The organism is Butyrivibrio sp. M55 (genome assembly GCF_900116865.1).
Taxonomy (GTDB): Bacteria; Bacillota; Clostridia; order Lachnospirales; family Lachnospiraceae; genus Butyrivibrio.
The window spans coordinates 16488-34797 of the sequence record NZ_FPCD01000013.1; the positions used below are offsets into that span (position 1 = coordinate 16488).

The 18310-nt window shown below is 41.0% G+C and carries 13 protein-coding genes; all 13 read left to right on the top strand.

The features are described 5' to 3' along the window. Positions 1-195 precede the first annotated feature (195 nt). The 13 genes from chvE to BM398_RS12855 all read left to right on the top strand — a co-directional run bounded on the left by chvE (position 196) and on the right by BM398_RS12855 (position 18273). Positions 196-1344, top strand: coding sequence for a multiple monosaccharide ABC transporter substrate-binding protein (gene chvE, locus BM398_RS12790; protein ID WP_026655140.1), 1149 nt, complete (start codon positions 196-198; stop codon positions 1342-1344). A 96-nt stretch (positions 1345-1440) separates the two neighbouring features. Beyond that, positions 1441-2988, top strand: a complete 1548-nt coding sequence (mmsA, locus tag BM398_RS12795) for a multiple monosaccharide ABC transporter ATP-binding protein (protein WP_026655139.1) — start codon at positions 1441-1443, stop codon at positions 2986-2988. Then, complete coding sequence (gene mmsB / locus BM398_RS12800; protein WP_092338008.1) at positions 2988-4178, top strand: multiple monosaccharide ABC transporter permease; 1191 nt, start codon at positions 2988-2990, stop codon at positions 4176-4178. The genes mmsA and mmsB overlap by 1 nt, the downstream gene beginning before the upstream one ends. A 139-nt stretch (positions 4179-4317) precedes the next feature. Continuing rightward, positions 4318-6558, top strand: a complete 2241-nt coding sequence (locus BM398_RS12805; protein WP_092338009.1) for a DUF3160 domain-containing protein — start codon at positions 4318-4320, stop codon at positions 6556-6558. Continuing rightward, positions 6549-8111, top strand: coding sequence for a CapA family protein (locus tag BM398_RS12810; protein WP_092338011.1), 1563 nt, complete (start codon positions 6549-6551; stop codon positions 8109-8111). Before BM398_RS12805 ends, BM398_RS12810 begins: the two co-directional genes overlap by 10 nt. 136 nt (positions 8112-8247) lie before the next feature. Then, a complete protein-coding gene (locus BM398_RS12815) occupies positions 8248-9411 on the top strand; it encodes a WG repeat-containing protein (protein WP_175531943.1) in 1164 nt (387 codons plus the stop codon). Positions 9412-9914: 503 nt separating this feature from the next. After that, complete coding sequence (locus BM398_RS12825; protein ID WP_092338017.1) at positions 9915-10646, top strand: hypothetical protein; 732 nt, start codon at positions 9915-9917, stop codon at positions 10644-10646. Positions 10647-10992: 346 nt separating this feature from the next. Then, entirely contained in the window at positions 10993-12669 is a 1677-nt protein-coding gene (locus BM398_RS12830) for a M3 family oligoendopeptidase (protein ID WP_026655137.1), read from the top strand. Beyond that, a complete protein-coding gene (locus tag BM398_RS12835) occupies positions 12669-13241 on the top strand; it encodes a GNAT family N-acetyltransferase (RefSeq protein WP_092338019.1) in 573 nt (190 codons plus the stop codon). The genes BM398_RS12830 and BM398_RS12835 overlap by 1 nt, the downstream gene beginning before the upstream one ends. Positions 13242-13245: 4 nt before the next feature. Further along, positions 13246-14058: a TrmH family RNA methyltransferase gene (locus tag BM398_RS12840; RefSeq protein WP_242949813.1), complete on the top strand. Its 813-nt coding sequence runs from the start codon at positions 13246-13248 to the stop codon at positions 14056-14058. Positions 14059-14071: 13 nt separating this feature from the next. Further along, positions 14072-15766: a phospho-sugar mutase gene (locus BM398_RS12845; RefSeq protein ID WP_092338024.1), complete on the top strand. Its 1695-nt coding sequence runs from the start codon at positions 14072-14074 to the stop codon at positions 15764-15766. A gap of 84 nt (positions 15767-15850) precedes the next feature. Next, positions 15851-17281: a GGDEF domain-containing protein gene (locus BM398_RS12850; protein ID WP_175531944.1), complete on the top strand. Its 1431-nt coding sequence runs from the start codon at positions 15851-15853 to the stop codon at positions 17279-17281. Between the two features lie 32 nt (positions 17282-17313). After that, complete coding sequence (locus tag BM398_RS12855; protein WP_092338028.1) at positions 17314-18273, top strand: D-2-hydroxyacid dehydrogenase; 960 nt, start codon at positions 17314-17316, stop codon at positions 18271-18273. The last annotated feature ends 37 nt before the right edge of the window (positions 18274-18310 follow it).

An 18310-nucleotide genomic window follows, 5' to 3' on the forward strand; every position in this document is an offset into this window, starting at 1 on the left:
AGCAGTAGCACAAAATTGACACGACCGATTATGCAGTGCAAAATAATGCTAGCATAATCGGTTAATTTTTTGTAACGATAGTAAAAATTTACAGAACATCGTAATTTATTCCTATTAATTTTGTGGTAAATTTTAGAATATAAACAACGCAGAAATATTTCTGCAGGAATCCAAAATAAAAGGGAGGATACATTTATGAAGAAGAAAATCATTAGTGCAGTTCTTTCAGCAGCTATGGTTGCAGCCATGCTTGTAGGTTGCGGATCATCTACACCCGCAGCACCTGAAGGTGGCGCAGAGGCACCTGCTGATGCAACAGCAGCAGAGGGTGGCGAGGCACCTGCAGCAGAGACTCCTGCCGGCGAAGGCGGAAGAGTTGGTGTTTCAATGCCTACTAAGGATCTTCAGAGATGGAACCAGGACGGTGCAAACATGGAGAAACAGCTCCAGGAAGCTGGATACGAAGTTGACCTTCAGTACGCTTCAGATGACGTTCCTACACAGGTTTCTCAGATCGAGAATATGATCAGTTCAGGAGCTAAGGTTCTTGTTATCGCCGCTATCGAAGGTGATTCACTTGGAACAGTTCTTGACCAGGCTAAGCAGGCAGGCGTATCTGTTATCGCTTATGACCGTTTGATCATGAACTCAGACGCTGTTAACTACTATGCTACATTCGATAACTACATGGTAGGAACAAAGCAGGGTGAGTACATCAGAGATCAGCTTGATCTTGAAAACGCAAAGGGACCTTTCAACATCGAGATCTTCACAGGTGACCCCGGTGATAACAACGCTAAGTTCTTCTATCAGGGTGCTTACGATGTAATCGAGCCTTACATCAAGGAAGGCAAGCTTGTTGTTAAGTCAGGACAGGTTGAGTTCGATAAGGTTGCTACACAGGGTTGGAAGACAGAGAACGCTCAGTCAAGAATGGATGCTATCATCGCAGCTAACTATGCAGATGGAACAAAGCTTGATGCAGTTCTTTGCTCAAATGACTCAACAGCACTTGGTGTTACAAACTCACTTGAGGCTAACTACACAGGTGATTGGCCGATCATCACAGGTCAGGATTGCGATAAGCCCAACGTTAAGAACATGATCGCTGGTAAGCAGTCAATGTCTATCTTCAAGGATACACGTGAACTTGCTGCACAGACAGTAAAGATGGTTGACGCTATCATGAAGGGCGGCGAGGCTCCTATCAACAACGAGAAGGATTATAACAACGGAACAGGTGTTATCCCTTCATACCTCTGCGAGCCTGTATTCGCTGACGCTAAGAACTATAAGACACTTCTTATCGATTCAGGATACTACACAGAGGACGATCTTAAATAATTTAAATTAGTAACAAAGCTGAGGCGGGCTTTTGTCCCGCCTCTTTAATAGAAAAAATAACAGAAATAGAAAAAAGAGATAGAAGGAGGGGTAAACTTGGCGAAGATATTATTGGAAATGAAAAATATCACCAAAACATTCCCCGGTGTGAAAGCCTTGGACAATGTAAATCTTCAGGTTGAAGAGGGCGAGATTCATGCGCTGGTAGGTGAAAACGGCGCCGGTAAATCCACACTGATGAATGTACTCAGTGGCGTGTATCCTTACGGAAGCTATGAAGGTGATATCATTTATGACTCCGAGGTTTGCAATTTTAACGCTATAAAGGATAGTGAACAAAAAGGTATTGTAATTATACATCAGGAACTTGCGCTTATTCCGTATATGACAATTGCTGAGAATATGTTCCTTGGTAACGAAAGAGGATCAAAGTACAAGATTAATTGGACAGAGACGGGTGTACTTGCTCGTAAGTATTTGGATACAGTGGGACTTAAAGATAGTACCCAGACATTGATTAAGGATATTGGTGTTGGTAAGCAGCAGCTTGTTGAGATTGCGAAGGCACTTTCAAAGAATGCAAGACTTCTTATTCTCGATGAGCCGACTTCATCACTTAACGAGAGTGATTCAAAGGCGCTTCTTGATTTGTTACTTAAACTGAAGAAAGAACAGAATCTTACTTCAATTATCATTTCACATAAACTTAATGAGGTATCTTATGTTGCTGATAAGATCACGGTTATCCGTGACGGATCAACAATCGAGACACTTACAAAGGGTGTGGATGATTTCTCAGAAGCACGTATCATCAATGGCATGGTAGGCCGTGAATTATCAGATCGTTTCCCCAAGAGAGTACCAAAGATTGGGGATGTAATGATGGAAGTCAAAGATTGGAATGTTTATCATCCTTTATATAGTGATAGAAAAGTTGTCAATAATGTTAGCATGAACGTCAGAAAGGGAGAAGTTGTAGGTATCTCCGGACTTATGGGTGCCGGCAGAACAGAGCTTGCAATGAGTATCTTTGGAAGAAGTTACGGCGAAAACATTACAGGAACACTTAAGATAAATGGTAAAGAAGTTAAACTTAAGACGGTTCAGGATGCGATCAAGCATAAGCTTGCGTATGTTACTGAGGACCGTAAGGGTAACGGACTTATCTTAACCAATCCTATTAAGATTAACACTACACTTGCAAACCTTGATGCAGTTAGTAAGAATACAGTAATCGACAAAGATAAAGAGTATGAAGTAGCAGTTGATTACAAACAGAAGCTTAAGACAAAATGTCCTTCTGTTGAGCAGAATGTTGGTAACCTTAGTGGTGGTAACCAGCAGAAGGTTCTTCTTGCAAAATGGATGTTCGCTGATCCGGACATACTTATTTTGGATGAACCTACAAGAGGTATTGACGTAGGAGCTAAATACGAGATTTATTGCATTATCAACCAGCTTGTAGATGCAGGAAAATCAGTTATCATGATCTCTTCCGAACTTCCGGAAGTATTGGGAATGTGTGACAGAGTCTACGTAATGAATGAAGGTAGGATGGTTGGTGAACTTGATGGCAAAGAAGCCACTCAGGAAAAAATTATGACTTATATTTTACAGTCATCCGGAAATAAGGAGGTCAAATAATGAATAACGATTCGGTACTCGGATTCATAAAGAAAAATACAATGATACTCGTTCTTATAGCAGTAGTTGCTTTCTTCTCTTTCCAGACAAAGGGAGCAATACTTCTTCCTATGAACGTAAGTAACTTAATTTCACAGAACGCTTATGTGTTCGTTCTTGCAACCGGTATGCTTCTCTGTATCTTAACAGGTGGTAACATCGATCTTTCGGTTGGTTCGGTTGTATGTTTCGTTGGTGCAGTTGGTGCAACTCTTATGGTTAATAAGAACGTTCCCATCTGGCTTTCAGTTGTTATTATGTTCGTTGTAGGAATCATGATCGGTGCTTTCCAGGGATTCTGGATCGCGTTTGTTAGAATTCCTCCTTTCATCGTAACACTTGCTGGAATGCTTGCATTCAGAGGACTTTCAAACGTTGTACTTAATGGTCTTACAATTTCAATCAAGGATAAGTCTTCATTCGTTAACCTTTTCGGTGGCGGTGCTGATTGCTATATCCATGATTTCTTCGGAAACGGATCACTTAACCTTACATGTCTTCTTGGCGGACTTGTAGCTGCTACAATCTTCGTTGTTGTACAGGGCACATCTCGCATCAAGAAAAAGTCAAAGGGTTATGAGATTGAGCCCGTTTGGAAATTCCTTGTAAAGACAGTTGGTATTGTTGCAGTTGTTTTGGCATTCTGCTACAAGCTTGCTCAGTACAAGGGTATTCCTACAGTTCTTGTTTGGGTTCTCGTAGTTGTACTTATCTATGGCTACATCACAAATAACACAACTGTTGGACGTTACTTCTACGCAGTAGGTGGTAACGAGAAGGCTACAAAGCTTTCAGGTATCAACACAAACAAAGTTTACTTCATCGCTTACACAAACATGGGATTCCTTGCAGCACTTGCAGGAATGATCACAATCGCTCGTCTTACATCAGCTCAGCCTACATATGGTCAGAACTATGAGATGGATGCTATCGGATCATGTTTCATCGGTGGAGCTTCAGCTTACGGCGGAACAGGTACTGTTCCCGGAGTTATCGTAGGTGCTGTACTTATGGGTGTTATCAACCTTGGTATGTCACTTATGGGTGTAGATGCTAACATGCAGAAGGTAGTAAAGGGTGGCGTTCTTCTTGCAGCCGTTATCTTCGACGTAGTATCAAAGCGTGGTGGAAAGCTTATCGTAAAGAACTGATAGAACTAAGTTTCTTTGATATTGACACAAAAAGCCGTTGGTCGCTTCGACCGGCGGCTTTTTTGCGTGTGGGAGGTTCGAGGGGTATAATTAGGGCTAGAGGGAAATATTGTATTAGGAAAAATTTTTAGGAGAAATTATGAAGAAGAGAATTGTGGTATGTGTTTTGGTACTTTCGATGGTGATGTCGGGATGCTCTTTTGGCAAAAATGGAGGTAATGCGGCTTCGGATGCGGGGAGTGTCGCTGCAAGCAGTGTTGCGGCGGAGAGTACCGATGAGGGGAAGAATGCGGCGGATGGTGCTGTGAGCGGTAAGGTTTATCTTCTTGGCAATTCTGAAGAGAAGTATTATGACGAGAATCTTGTTCCGGCAATTCCGGATTACAGCATAAAAGAAGACTTTTCCAATGTTGTATATAATTCGCATCAGGAAGGCCGTTTTAGCCTTGAAAATCAAAGCGAGTACAACGATGTACAGGGCAGAAGGAATGCTCTTATTAAGAATGGCTTTGTAGTTGAGGGGACGGGATCTGATGAGTTTTTTGACGAATATGAGAACAACAGATACGATCTAAGGCCCAATTTCGTGACCGTGGATTCTCTTATGCATACGTATCATCTCTATTTTTCATATCTTATGAAGCAGACAGAGAAGAACCACATTTCAGGTGAGCTTAAAAAGCTTGGTGATCAGATGCTTGAAAGTTCCAAGAAACAGTATGATGCACTTAAAGGTACTGAGTTTGAAGCTGCGGCGCTTAGGAATGTAGAGTTTTTCTATATCGGAAGTAAGCTACTTGATGACAGCGTTGCCACTCCTGTAAGTGACGGCTCTTTTGACCAGATTGTAAACGATGAACTTTCTAAGATAGCAAAAGCGGAATCTATCGCAACATGTGGGATTACCGGCAAAGAAGAGGATTATTCCCAGTATAAACCAAGGGGTTACTATGAGGGTGATGCCTGGCTTGAGAAGTATTTCAGGGCAATGATGTGGTACGGAAGGATTGCTTTTGCATTTGATAATGAGGATCTTGTGCGTTCGGGACTTCTTCAGAGTCTTGCGATTGCGGAAAATGCAGAGTCTTGGGAGCGTATTTACAGTATAACGAGCTTTTTTGCAGGAACATCGGATGATCCCGGATATTACGAGTTATCGAATATAGCAAAAAATTGCTATGGAGATAATGTTGATGCAAGCGCGGTTGCAGGTAATGCGGATGCGTTCGGCAAATTTGTGAGTGCAATAAAGGAACTTAAACTTCCCGAGATAAACTCGATTCCCGTAAATGAAAAAGAGGAGAACGTGATTCCTTCTTACAGATTTATGGGACAGAGATTTACGGTTGATGCTGCGATCATGCAAAGGCTCGTATATAGAGCTGTTGAAGAAAACGGCGCGGGACAAAAGCGTATGCTTCCCGATACGCTAGATGCGGCTGCGGTACTTGGCTCTGAGAAAGCTATGGAAATACTGACTTCGCAGGGTGCTACGGAGTTTAAGAATTATTCGGAGAATATGGCTCGCGCAAAAGAACACTTTAATAACAATGAGCCTTCGATATGGAACGTCAGTCTGTATTCCGGTTGGCTCAATACTTTAAGGCCTCTTTTTGAGAAGAAGGGAACGGGATATCCCAAGTACATGCAGAATGATGAGTGGGTAAAAAAGAACCTTGAGACATTCGCGGGATCTTTTGCTGAGCTTAAACATGATACGATCCTTTATGCAAAGCAGATAGGTGCCGAGATGGGCGGCGGAGATGAGGAAACGCCGGATGACAGAGGATTTGTAGACACGCAGCCTGTTGTGTTTAGCAGATTCAAGTTCCTTTCCGAGAAGACCAAGGAAGGTCTCGACAGATATGGAGTTCTTGATGCAAAAGAAAAAGAGAACCTCGATAAGCTTTCGCAGCTTGCGGGAACTCTTTTAACCATATCCGAAAAAGAGCTTAAGAATGAGAAACTTACCGATGATGATTATGAGTTTATCCGTTGCTACGGCGGAAATCTTGAGCATTTCTGGAGAGAAGTAAATGCCGATGTTGATAACCTTACCGACAGCTATCAGGCGCCTTGCCCTGTAATTGCGGATATCGCGACAGATCCAAACGGAAGCGTTCTGGAAGTCGGAACGGGCAAAGCAAATACGATCTACGTGGTATTCCCGATAGACGGCGAGCTTCACATCGGAAGCGGAAGTGTGTACTCGTTCTATCAGTTCGAGCAGCCTTTAAGTAACAGGCTTACGGACAGTCAGTGGAGAGAAATGATCAACGGCGGCCATATGGACGATGACTGGAACTGGGTTGAGAATACGGATAAGCCCGTTCAGCCCGAGTGGACACAGAGCTACAGATTGGAAGAAAAATGGAATTGATACCCGAAAAATTTAAGGCTAAAAAAGTTATCATGAGGCTACTGCCATTCTTCGGAATAGCGGTAGCTGTTTGCGTTATTTTTGTTTTTGTGAGAAATAACTATATTCCGGCGTGGATTGGCTGGAATGATAAAGAGATGGCTGTGTACGGTGATGAAAACGCTTCGCCTGATGAGGGCGGTGTTGAATCATCTGACAATGCTTCAAAGGTAATTGTAAAGCTTGGAAAAAAGAAACTTGAAGTCGTAAATTCAAGCGGAGAGACTACTTTTATCAGCAAAAAAGATTTCAAGGTTCAGGACGTTCTCGTAACCGATATAGACAGAGACGGCGATAATGAGATGATAGTTCTTTTATGGAAGCATGGGAAATATGGCATGCACAAGCCGTTCTGGGTTGAGAAGGATGAAAAGAACTACTCCCAGCACGTGTTTATCTATGATGTCGATGAGGATGGCAAAGTCACTGAGAAATGGTGCGCGTCGGACATGGGATTGGTTGCAGGGCGCATCAAGCTGATGGAGAAAAACAATTCGATCTTCATGATGGAAGACAAAGATAAAAACTGCACCCTCTGGATGTGGGAAGGTTGGGGAGTTAAGACCATCGATAACAAAGTCAGAGTTGTAGCGTTTGGAGATAACCTGATCCATGAGCCTATCTATGAATATGCAAGAAACAAGGAAAAGGGAGAATTTGACTTTTTGTACGAACCTTTTCTTGATGAGATACAATCTGCGGATATAGCCGCACTTAATGCAGAGACAGTGCTTGTCGACAAAGACAGCATGGTTGGAGGATATCCAAGTTTCGGTTCGCCGAGCCAAGTCGGTGAGGCAATCCGTCGAGCCGGTTTCGATGTTGTTTCTTGTGCCAACAATCACGCCCTCGACAGAGGAATTCAGGGAATAGATACAACTGTAGACTTCTATAAAGACGCTGAGATTACCTGTGTTGGAATACAGAATAGTACCGATACGGAGTACAGACCGTATGAGCTTATCAGCCGCAATGGTATGCGGATAGCACTTTTTTCCTACACCTACGGAACTAATGTGGGGGATATATCTGGGGATTATCCTAACGTGGTGCATTATCTGCCCGGAAAAGTTGAACCAGAAGCAGGGAAGAATGAGACTGCTTCTGGTGGGATGAAGGAGCCGGCGACAAACGAACAAGAGAATAAATTGATAAGTGATATTCAAAGTGCACGCAAAGAGGCAGATTTTGTCATAGTTTTTGTCCATTGGGGCGAAGAGTATCAGCAGGACGTAACCGAAGAGCAGAAGCATATTGCAGATCTCTTTGCACAAGGCGGCGCCGATGTAGTAATCGGCACACATCCACACGTCATCCAGAAAACCGAGACTATGAATAGACCCGACGGCGGCAAGATGCTTGTATATTACTCCCTCGGAAACTTCCGCGCCGACCAAGCACAAAGCGAAGAAACCAAACGCGGCGCTGAAGCTGCCTTCACAATCGCTCACACATATGATGGTGTTGCGCTTATTGACTATGAAACCAAGGAGATTGATGCTTACTGGAAGTAAATATTATCTATAAAAAGGCTGGAGATTACTCCGGCTTTTTTTCATTGATAAAGAATTATATAAGTGATAAAATCGTCAATAAACTATTAAGAAATAATTCATATTAAGAAGTACCATGCTTCAGAAGGATAATGGAATGAAGAAGGTTAAGTTTGATAAGAAAATGATCTTTTGGGGAGTAGCGCTTTTAGTGGTAATGCTTATTTTTAATATTGTTTATTGGCATAATAGGGCATTAAAAGATGGATATTATTACATTGATATCAAAGGAAATATTGTCAGTGGAAGATATGAACAGACCGGAGGATTTAGGGATGGTATTGCAGTTTACTCTGAAAAGAAAGGTGATTTGGAAGAACATTTTTGTATAGATACTGATTTTAAGGTGCTAGGGGATAAAATAACAGATTGGAAAAAAGAAACCTTTTGCATTTATGATGGCGAAATATATTTCAGTGTTATGAAAGAGGAAAGTATTGATTTGATGGATAAGGGTAGGAATACTATTTTGAGTATTCCTTATGTGACTAAAGATATTTCAGATATAAAATGCGTAGTTGGTGAAGTGGGAGCAAATGGATTATTCGCTATTAAAGATTTCCAAAGTGGTAAATGGGGATATATGGATCTGGGCGGTAATATGGTTATTGTTCCACAATTTAGTACTGCAGGAAAGTTCAATGAAGATAACGTTGCAGTTGTAAGTATTCAAGGCGGAATGGATGGGGTAATAGATAGTAAAGGGAACTATAAAATAGAACCATCATTTCTTGATATTGAGTTATATGGAAGTGGGATTGCTATTGCGAGAAAAACAGAAGATGAAGCGGCTCAGTTTATTGATCTAGATGGAAATGTATTGTCTGATAAGCAATTTGATTATTATGCCGGTGATAAGAGTGCTAGTGAGGGATTTATTCCGGTAAAAAAATATAACCGTTTTATGAGGGATATATATGGATATGTCGATTTGAAAATGAATTATTTGATTGAACCTTGTGAACCTAGATATGCGGATGCGGATGATTTTTCACATGGAATGGCAGTTGTGACTAATGCAGATGGATTACAAGGATATGTAGATACAACAGGCAAGGAAGTTATACCATGCCAATACGAGTATGCCGGAGATTTTGGTGAATATGATTTGGCTGCAGTTAAAATCAATGGAAAGATGGGATTGATTAGAAAAGACGGCTCATTCTTTGTTAATCCGGATTATGATACATTAGGAGCTTTTTCAAGCGGATACTCAGTAGTATATTTACATAAAGGTCAAAAAGTAAAGTTATGCAAGTAATACAAAGTTTCTCAAGACTTATACAAAGTAGTTGCTATAATTCCGTGGCTTATACGGAGGAAGAAACATCGTTTAGTAAAGCGCATGCTGGTAAATAAAAATGAAGAACATAAGTAAAATTTGTATTATTCTTGCGACAATGGTGTTGTTTGATTGGATAATCCTTGGAATATTAGATATGATATATCTTAAAACTTCATTGAACATTGATTACTATTATCATCTATTAACTATTGTAATCGCATTTTTGGATTTCTTTTTCTTGAGGCATTATATATATATACGTAATGCAATACTAAATATCTTTTGCATATTCGGGATTTTGCCGTTTAATTTTATGGTTTCTATTCTGGCTGCATACTTTGCACCTAGAAGTTGGGGATTTGAGACGGTTGAGTTTTTCTATATAATTTCTAATGTGCAAGTGATTTTAATTGTGCTGATAATTATAGAGTGGATATTGTCAAATATAAAAAAGAAAGAATAACCGTAGGATAAGGGCTATGACAAGAAAATTCTGTATTATACCAATTTTAATTATATTGCTTGCGATTCTTTCAGCTTGTGGTCCAAGGTCCTATGTTAATAGATTTAATATTAAAACATCTTACAAAGAATGGGTTAAAGAAATTGGCCTTTTCTCACATAAGAATATAAAAGTTAAGAACTATGAAGAAGACGGAAATGAAATAACAGTATCTTTGGAGTATGATAATGGTTTGGTCGGATATGAGGAATTATGCGATATAGTCAATAAGCATAATAAATTTGTAGAGAATAATTCTGATTATTTCAAGCCTGATACAAGCATTTTTATAATTAATGAATATGCAAGTGAGCAAAACATTTCTAATTTCGGCAATTTTACAAGTGATGATTCATTCGCTTTGGAATTAGGTAGAGACAGTAATGCCAAGATACAATGTATGACTATAGACTTGAATGACGCTACATGTGAAAAAGATAAAGACGATAACATTGCTTTAGATATTCCGGTTATATCATTAGGATATAAGGGAATGGAAGCACCTCATGCCGAAATGTATGAGTTTTTGTCTGAATTTAAAAATGCTGAACAGATTATACTTTACTATTGTGATACAGATAATAATTTGCTTGTTTTTGATAAGAATGAAACATGTAAATACATAAAGAATATATTGCCAAATGTTGAAATCTATACCGAAGTTTTGGATGATCAGCAGAATGAATATCATTTAGAACGCTTGGATTGAGTACATGCTTTATTCATCACAGTGTGAATTGAGAGAAGCAAAAGATTATGCACCGGATGCGGAGGCGTATATATGCAATATTTTGCGACTTTTTGTGCCACGGAAATGAGACCAAGTAATCGTGAGTGCCTTTGCACGAGCGATTACTGCTCTGGGCTCATTGGAGTGTTCGGCACAACATGAGCAAAAATTGCATATATATGCCGCAGCGTCCGGTGCATAATCTTTTGCCCCTCCTCCCCCCACAGCCCCCATGGATAAATGATATAGAAATTCTGTAGATGCTATCTTCGATATTTATGGTAGAATTAATACGATATAGAAATTGAAAGAAGGATTAATATCTATGAAATTTTCTGAAATTCCATACAAACGTTTTGATATGGACGAAGTAAAAAAAGAATATGAAAGCCTTATCGAGAGCAGTAAGAATGCTGCAAGCGGTGAGGAACAGTTTGAGATTCATAAGAAGTACTATGAACTTAGCAGCGATATAGTTTCGACTATAAGAATCGGAAACTTCAGACATGACATCAATACAGCGGATGAATTCTACGCTGCAGAGAAAAAATATATAGATGAGCAACTTCCTGTTATTGAACAGCTTGAGAACGAGTACAAGAAAGTTCTTTTTAATTCTCCGTACAGAGCTTATCTTGAAGAGAAGATCGGCAAAGTCGCATTTAAGAATATCGAGCTTTCAATAAAGTCGATAAGCGATGAGATACTGCCTCTTATGCAGGAGGAGAATGCTCTTGTCAGCAGATACGACAATATCATCGCGGCTGCGAAGATTCCTTTTAACGGAGAGATTTATAACATATCTCTTTTGAGAAAGTTTCTTACAGACAACGACAGAGAAGTCAGGAAGAAAGCTTGGAAGGCTTATTCCGATTACTTCCTTACCGTTACGGATGAGCTTGACGAGATCTATGATAAGCTTGTAAAAAACAGAACGGCGCAGGCAAAGGCACTTGGCTACGAGTCTTTTGTTGAGCTTGGTTATAACAGAATGATCAGAAATTCTTACAGAAGAGAAGAAGTTGAGAATTTCAGAAAGCAGATAAAAGAGTCTTTTGTCCCTCTTGTATCGAAGATACATGAAGAGAGAAGAAAGCAGCTTGGCGTAGATAAGCTTAAATACTACGATCATGAAGTTTATATCAAGGGAGGCAATCCTTGCCCCATCGGAACTCCCGAAGAGATAATGAAAGCCGGACAGGAGATGTACAGAGAGCTTTCGCCTGAGACGGCAGAGTTCATCGACTTTATGATCGAGAACGAGTTTTTTGACGTACTTGGAAGAAAGAACAAGAAGCAGGGCGGATACATGGAGTATTTGCCAAAGTACAAGGCTCCGATCATATTTGCCAATTTCAACGGCACAAGCGGAGATGTAGATGTTATCACACACGAGTGCGGACATGCTTTTCAGGGCTATGTGACAAGGAATGAGGAAATCCTTGAAAACCTTGATATAACAATGGAGACAGCTGAGATCCATTCAATGGCCATGGAGTATTTTACATACGGATGGATGAAGAAGTTCTTCGGAGATAAGGAAAAAGATTATCTCAAGATGCATATTGCGGATTCAATCTGTTTCGTTCCTTACGGTTGCATGGTTGATGAGTTCCAGCATATCGTTTACGACAACCCCGATATGACTCCGAAGCAGAGAAAAGAAGTATGGATGGAGCTTGAAAAGACCTACAGACCCGAGATGGACTATGAAGACGACCCGTTCCTTGGACAGGGCGGCTTCTGGCAGAAACAGCTTCACATATTCGGACTTCCTTTCTATTACATCGATTATGTACTTGCAAGCGTAGTTGCTATGCAGTTTAAAGTGTGGATGGACAAGGATTTCGATGATGCGTGGAAGCATTATCTTGAGTTGTGTAAATTATCGGCTAAAGATTTTTATGAAAATGAACTCGCACAGGTTGGACTTATGAGCCCCTTCAAGGACGGAACAATAAGCAAACTTGCAAGTGAAATGGAAAGAGAGGCTCTTAAGTAATGACCGTTGAGAAAGTAAGTGTAGAAGATGCGGCAGAGCTGCTTAAAATCTATGCACCTTACGTTGAAAAGACAGCAATTTCTTTTGAATATGAAGTACCTTCACTTGAAGAGTTTGAGGGTAGGATAAAAAATATTTCTTCAAAGTTTCCGTATATCAAAGTAGTTGAGAACGGAGAAATCCTCGGATATGCTTATGCGACAAGCTTTAAGGGAAGGCGCGCGTATGACTGGTCGGTAGAGACAACCGTTTATGTCAGAGAGGATGTGAAAAGAAAAGGAGTAGGAAAGCTTCTTTACATCACACTTGAAAACTCTTTGAAGGATATGGGCGTTTTGAATCTGAACGCCTGCATAGCGTATCTTTCCGGTGATAAAAAAGATGACAATCTTACAAACGACAGCTACCATTTTCACCAAAAGCTGGGATACAACCTTGTCGGAACCTTCCATGACTCCGGTTACAAATTCGGAAAGTGGTACGACATGATCTGGATGGAGAAGATGTTGGGAGATCACACAGGAAATCCCGGTGAAGTGAAATTCGGAAATTGGGACATAAAGAATGCATGAAAATATGATATTTGTTGATACGCTTGAAGTGCCGGAACTTGAGATTTACAACGTTCTGTCCGAGAACAGGCTGTATCACATAAATGAGCCGGATGAAGGTCTTTTTATCGCGGAGAGTGCAATCGTCATAGAGCGTGCGCTCGATGCGGGATATGAGCCGTTTTCCCTTCTGGTTGCTGAGGAAGAACTTGATAGGGAAGCAAAAGACATAATAACGAGATTAAACGATTTTCCTCTTGCAAAGATATATGTTGCCAAGGAAGCAGTCCTCAAACAGATCACGGGATATAACATTACTAGAGGCATTCTTTGCGCGATGAAGAGAAAAAAGCTTAAGAGTGCGCAAGAGATCTGCAAGGATGCAAAGCGCATCGCGGTTCTTGAAAATGTTTCAAATCCCACCAATGTCGGCGCGATAATGAGGAATGCGGCGGCGCTTAACATGGATGCGGTTCTTTTTACAAAAGGAAGCAGCGATCCGCTATACAGGAGGGCTATAAGAGTCAGCATGGGAACTGTTTTTCAGATCCCGTGGACATTTCTTTCGCAGGGAAAAGAGCTTGAGGAAATTGCCGGAATGGGATTTAAGACCGTTGCGCTGGCACTTACCGATAATACGCTTGATATTGATGACAAGAGACTTGCTGAGGAAGAAAAACTTGCGATACTTCTTGGCTCTGAAGGCTACGGCCTGAAACCTGAGACCATCAGATCTTCGGACTATTGTGTTAAGATCCCGATGGCACACGGAGTTGATTCTCTTAATGTCGCGGCGTGCAGTGCCGTTACTTTTTGGGAACTACAAAAGAATAAATAACGGAGGATGCAATATGGATTACAACAAGAGATATGATGAATGGATGTCACATCTTTCAGAGGAAGATCCACTTAAGGCAGAACTTTACAAGATAAAAGACAATGAAAAAGAAAAGGAAGAAAGATTTTATCAGGATCTTTCTTTCGGAACAGCGGGACTTAGAGGTAAAGTCGGTGCGGGAACAAACATGATGAACTTCCTTACCGTCGGAAAGGCTTCTCAAGGAATCGCTGATTATATAGTAAATTGCGGAAAAGAAGCTATGGAGAAGGGCGTGGTTATCGCGCACGATCCAAGACATTTTTCTAAGGAGTTTTCACATCTTGCTGCGGGAATTTTTGCGGCAAACGGAATAAAAGTATATACATTCCCCGATCTTAGGCCTACTCCTGAGCTTGCATTTATGATCAGAAGACTTAAAACAGTTTCGGGAATCAATATCACAGCGTCTCACAATCCGAGAGAATACAACGGATACAAGGCATACTGGGACGATGGATGCCAGGTTTCAGCAGAGGTTGCTGACGGAATGACTGAGATGATCTCTAAGGTCGACATCTGGACCGGAATCAAGAAGTCTGATTTCAATGAAGGAGTAGCAAGCGGAAAGATTGTTGTTCTCGGAGATGAGTACGACAGAGAGTACCTTGATAAGATTGAAGGAATGGCTATCCATGAGCATGATGAACTCGATCTTTCGATTCCTCTTGTTTACACACCTTTGAACGGATGCGGTTCCGTGCCGTTCAGACAGATGCTTAAGGACAGAGGATTTACCAACTGGAAGATCGTTCCCGAGCAGGAACATCCGGATCCTGATTTCACAACCGTAGGATATCCCAATCCCGAAGATCCTAAGGCATTTAAGTTAAGCGAACAGTACGGTCGTGAGTTTGGAGCCGAGCTTCTTATGGCTACAGATCCCGACGCGGACAGATTTGCGATAGAGATTAGAGATGACAACGGCAATTATGTGCCGCTTAACGGTAACCAGACGGGATATCTTCTCGTTAATTACATCCTTGAGGGACACAAGACCGCCGGCACACTTCCTAAGAAGGGTGCGATGGTAAAGAGCATCGTTACGTCAACTCTTTCTACTGTTATGGCTAAAGCGTACGGTGTTGAAATGTTTGAGACACTCACGGGATTTAAGAATATCTGCGGAAAGATTCCTTATCTGCATGAAAACGGATATACATATCTTTTCGGATATGAGGAGTCCGTAGGATATGCGGCATGTGAGGATATCAGGGATAAAGACGGAATCTCAGCCGGCATGCTTGTTGCTGAGGCTGCTGCATATTACAGAAAACAGGGCAAGACGCTCTTTGACGTATTGCAGGAAATCTATGCAAAATACGGATTTTTTGCAGAGGATGAACCCAATATCATACTTGAGGGAATTCCCGGAGCGCAGAGAATACAGCGCATGATGAAGTGGTTTAGAGAGAATATCCCCACGGAAGTTGCGGGCTCAAAGGTCTGCAAGGTTATAGATTATCTTGGAGGATATGAGGATATTCCGCCGCAGAACGCAATTAGACTGTTCCTTGAGAACGGCTCATGGTTTGCGATAAGACCCAGCGGAACAGAACCTAAGATAAAGTTCTATTTTTATTCAAACACAGACTCAAGAGAGAATGCTCTTAAGGTCAATAAAGTTATAAAAGAAGAGGTATTTGCACTGATTAATTCGGTGGAATAAATTATGAAAAATTGATATTTTTTTAATGTATAATTGTATATGCCTGTGCTATCATTTAAGATAGAAAGCTGTGAGGTGCATTGGATGAAAAAATATAACAATTCACTTAGATACAGAGTTATTTGGGTTTGTCTTGTATTTATTGTTATTCTTTGCATGGCACTTGGTACAATAAGCTTCATGATATTTAGAAATACCATGCTTGATGAGTACAGGACAAGGCTTACTTATGTTGCCAATTATACAATGAAAAATATTGATGTAGAGGATCTTGAAGAGCGTATCAAGACAAAAGAATATTCTGATACGTTTAATAATCTTGTGGATCTTATGAGCAGGGTAAGAGAGAGCTATGATCTTGATTTTATCCTGCTTACGGTTCCATGCAAGGTTGGCGATAAATTTGACTGTATGCAGATTGCATCGGGACTTACGGAAGCCGAAAAGAGCGGTGAAGATCTGATAAATGATATTCCGATTCCGTATCTCGGAGATATGATCGGACAGTTCCTCGGAGAAGAACTGTGTGAGATTTCATACAATGTTATGAAGAATAACACAGGGATAAATTATACTACCGCAAAAAGTGATTACGGCGAAGATTTCAGTGCCAGCGCTTCGATAAGAAATGCATCCGGCGAAGGAATAGCTCTTTTTAGCTGCGGATTCAGTACCACGGATATTGCCACCAACTTAAGGAAATATATTATAACAATGGCTGTGTGCGGTGTTGTCCTTGCCGTTATCTTTATAAGCGGAATGATATTCTGGCTTAATGAAAGAGTTATCGTGCCTCTTCAAAAGATTGAACGTACTACCCGCGACTTTGCAGAAAACAGCCATTCGCAGAAAAATCCTGAGTTTTTGCTTATGGAAAATCCTGATATACACACAGGGGATGAGCTTGAATCACTTGCTGATACAATCGTTTCGATGTCTCAGGATATGAGGGATTATGCGGAGGATCTCATGAGGTCTTCCAATAAGATCCAGAATATGTCGCTTGAGATGACCAAGGTTAATGAGTTCGCGCTTAGAGATGCTCTTACCGGTGTAAAAAATAAAGCGGCGTATGATAAAGTAGAAGTAAGGCTTAATTCCGATATTATCACTCAGACTGCGCAGTTTGGCATGCTGATGATAGATATAAATTATCTGAAGAAGATAAACGATACATTTGGACACGAGGCGGGCGATCTTTATATCAAGAATATGTGCACACTTATATGCGATACCTTCGAGAATTCACCGGTATTTAGGGTGGGCGGAGATGAGTTCGTTGTACTTCTTGAAAACAAAGACTTTAATCGCAAGGATGAACTTATTGATTCGCTTAAGAGTCACATGGAAGAGCTTCAGAACAATAAGAGCCTGCAACCGTGGGAGAGACTATCGGCTGCCATCGGACTTGCCATATTCGATGAATCTATGGATGACGATGCGGACAGCGTACTTAAGAGAGCTGACAGACTGATGTACCAGAATAAAAAGGATATGAAGGCTGTTAGAACATAAAACATAAAAGAAAGGCATAAGTTACACAGAGTATGAAAATTGTTGTTGCAGATGTAGACAGTGTCGGATCAGACATGGACTACAGTATTTATGATGAACTTGGAGAAGTGTCCTACTACGGGGACAAGATCACCGATGAGAATGCAAAGGAGAGACTTGAGGGAGCGGAGATACTGCTTATCAATAAGAGTGCTATAACCGAAAAGGTTTTAAATGACGCTCCCAATCTTAAACTTATATGTGAGTTTGCGACAGGCTTTGACAATGCGAATATTGAAGCATGCAAAAGACACGGCGTAAAAGTGGCAAACGTAGTCAATTATTCAACAGCTTCAGTTGCCCAGCATACCTTCGCATTACTGTTTTATCTCATGGAAAACTCACGCCATTATGATGAATTCGTAAAAAGCGGCGGATATGCAAACCAGCCGCATTTTTGCTGTCTTGATATTCCTTTCGAAGAACTTGATGGCAAAGTATACGGAATCGTAGGAATGGGAAATATCGGAAGAAAAGTTGCCCAGATCGCAACCGCCTTCGGAGCAAAAGTAATTTTCTATTCCGCTTCCGGAAACAGCACATGCACAGAATATGAGAGAGTATCGTTTGATGAGTTATTATCACGTTCCGACGTTATATCTCTTCATTGCCCGCTCAGCGACAAGACCAGAGAACTCTTCAATAAAGACGCTTTCGCAAAGATGAAGAAAAACGCAATCCTCATCAACGTAGCAAGAGGCGCTGTCGTAAACGAAGCTGACCTCTGCGAAGCACTTGAGAACGGCGAAATAAAGGCAGCAGGCCTCGACGTGCTTAACCCTGAACCCATGGCCAAAGATTCACCACTCCTCAAGATTCAAGATAGTGGAAAGCTTTTCATTACTCCACACATGGCCTGGGGCAGCACAGAATCCAGAACCAGATGTCTCGAGGAAGTTAAAAAGAACATCCAAGCCTTCATGGCCGGAACACCTCGCAACATAGTGAATTGAAACCAATAAAAAAGGGTGCAGAGGCACCCTTTTTATC

Excerpts from the sequence above, each read along its gene's own strand:
- chvE (WP_026655140.1), top strand. The coding sequence starts at position 196 with ATGAAGAAGAAAATCATTAGTGCAGTTCTTTCAGCAGCTATGGTTGCA.
- mmsB (WP_092338008.1), top strand. The coding sequence starts at position 2,988 with ATGAATAACGATTCGGTACTCGGATTCATAAAGAAAAATACAATGATA.
- BM398_RS12805 (WP_092338009.1), top strand. The coding sequence starts at position 4,318 with ATGAAGAAGAGAATTGTGGTATGTGTTTTGGTACTTTCGATGGTGATG.
- BM398_RS12810 (WP_092338011.1), top strand. The coding sequence starts at position 6,549 with ATGGAATTGATACCCGAAAAATTTAAGGCTAAAAAAGTTATCATGAGG.
- BM398_RS12815 (WP_175531943.1), top strand. The coding sequence starts at position 8,248 with ATGAAGAAGGTTAAGTTTGATAAGAAAATGATCTTTTGGGGAGTAGCG.
- BM398_RS12825 (WP_092338017.1), top strand. The coding sequence starts at position 9,915 with ATGACAAGAAAATTCTGTATTATACCAATTTTAATTATATTGCTTGCG.
- BM398_RS12830 (WP_026655137.1), top strand. The coding sequence starts at position 10,993 with ATGAAATTTTCTGAAATTCCATACAAACGTTTTGATATGGACGAAGTA.
- BM398_RS12835 (WP_092338019.1), top strand. The coding sequence starts at position 12,669 with ATGACCGTTGAGAAAGTAAGTGTAGAAGATGCGGCAGAGCTGCTTAAA.
- BM398_RS12840 (WP_242949813.1), top strand. The coding sequence starts at position 13,246 with ATGATATTTGTTGATACGCTTGAAGTGCCGGAACTTGAGATTTACAAC.
- BM398_RS12845 (WP_092338024.1), top strand. The coding sequence starts at position 14,072 with ATGGATTACAACAAGAGATATGATGAATGGATGTCACATCTTTCAGAG.
- BM398_RS12850 (WP_175531944.1), top strand. The coding sequence starts at position 15,851 with ATGAAAAAATATAACAATTCACTTAGATACAGAGTTATTTGGGTTTGT.
- BM398_RS12855 (WP_092338028.1), top strand. The coding sequence starts at position 17,314 with ATGAAAATTGTTGTTGCAGATGTAGACAGTGTCGGATCAGACATGGAC.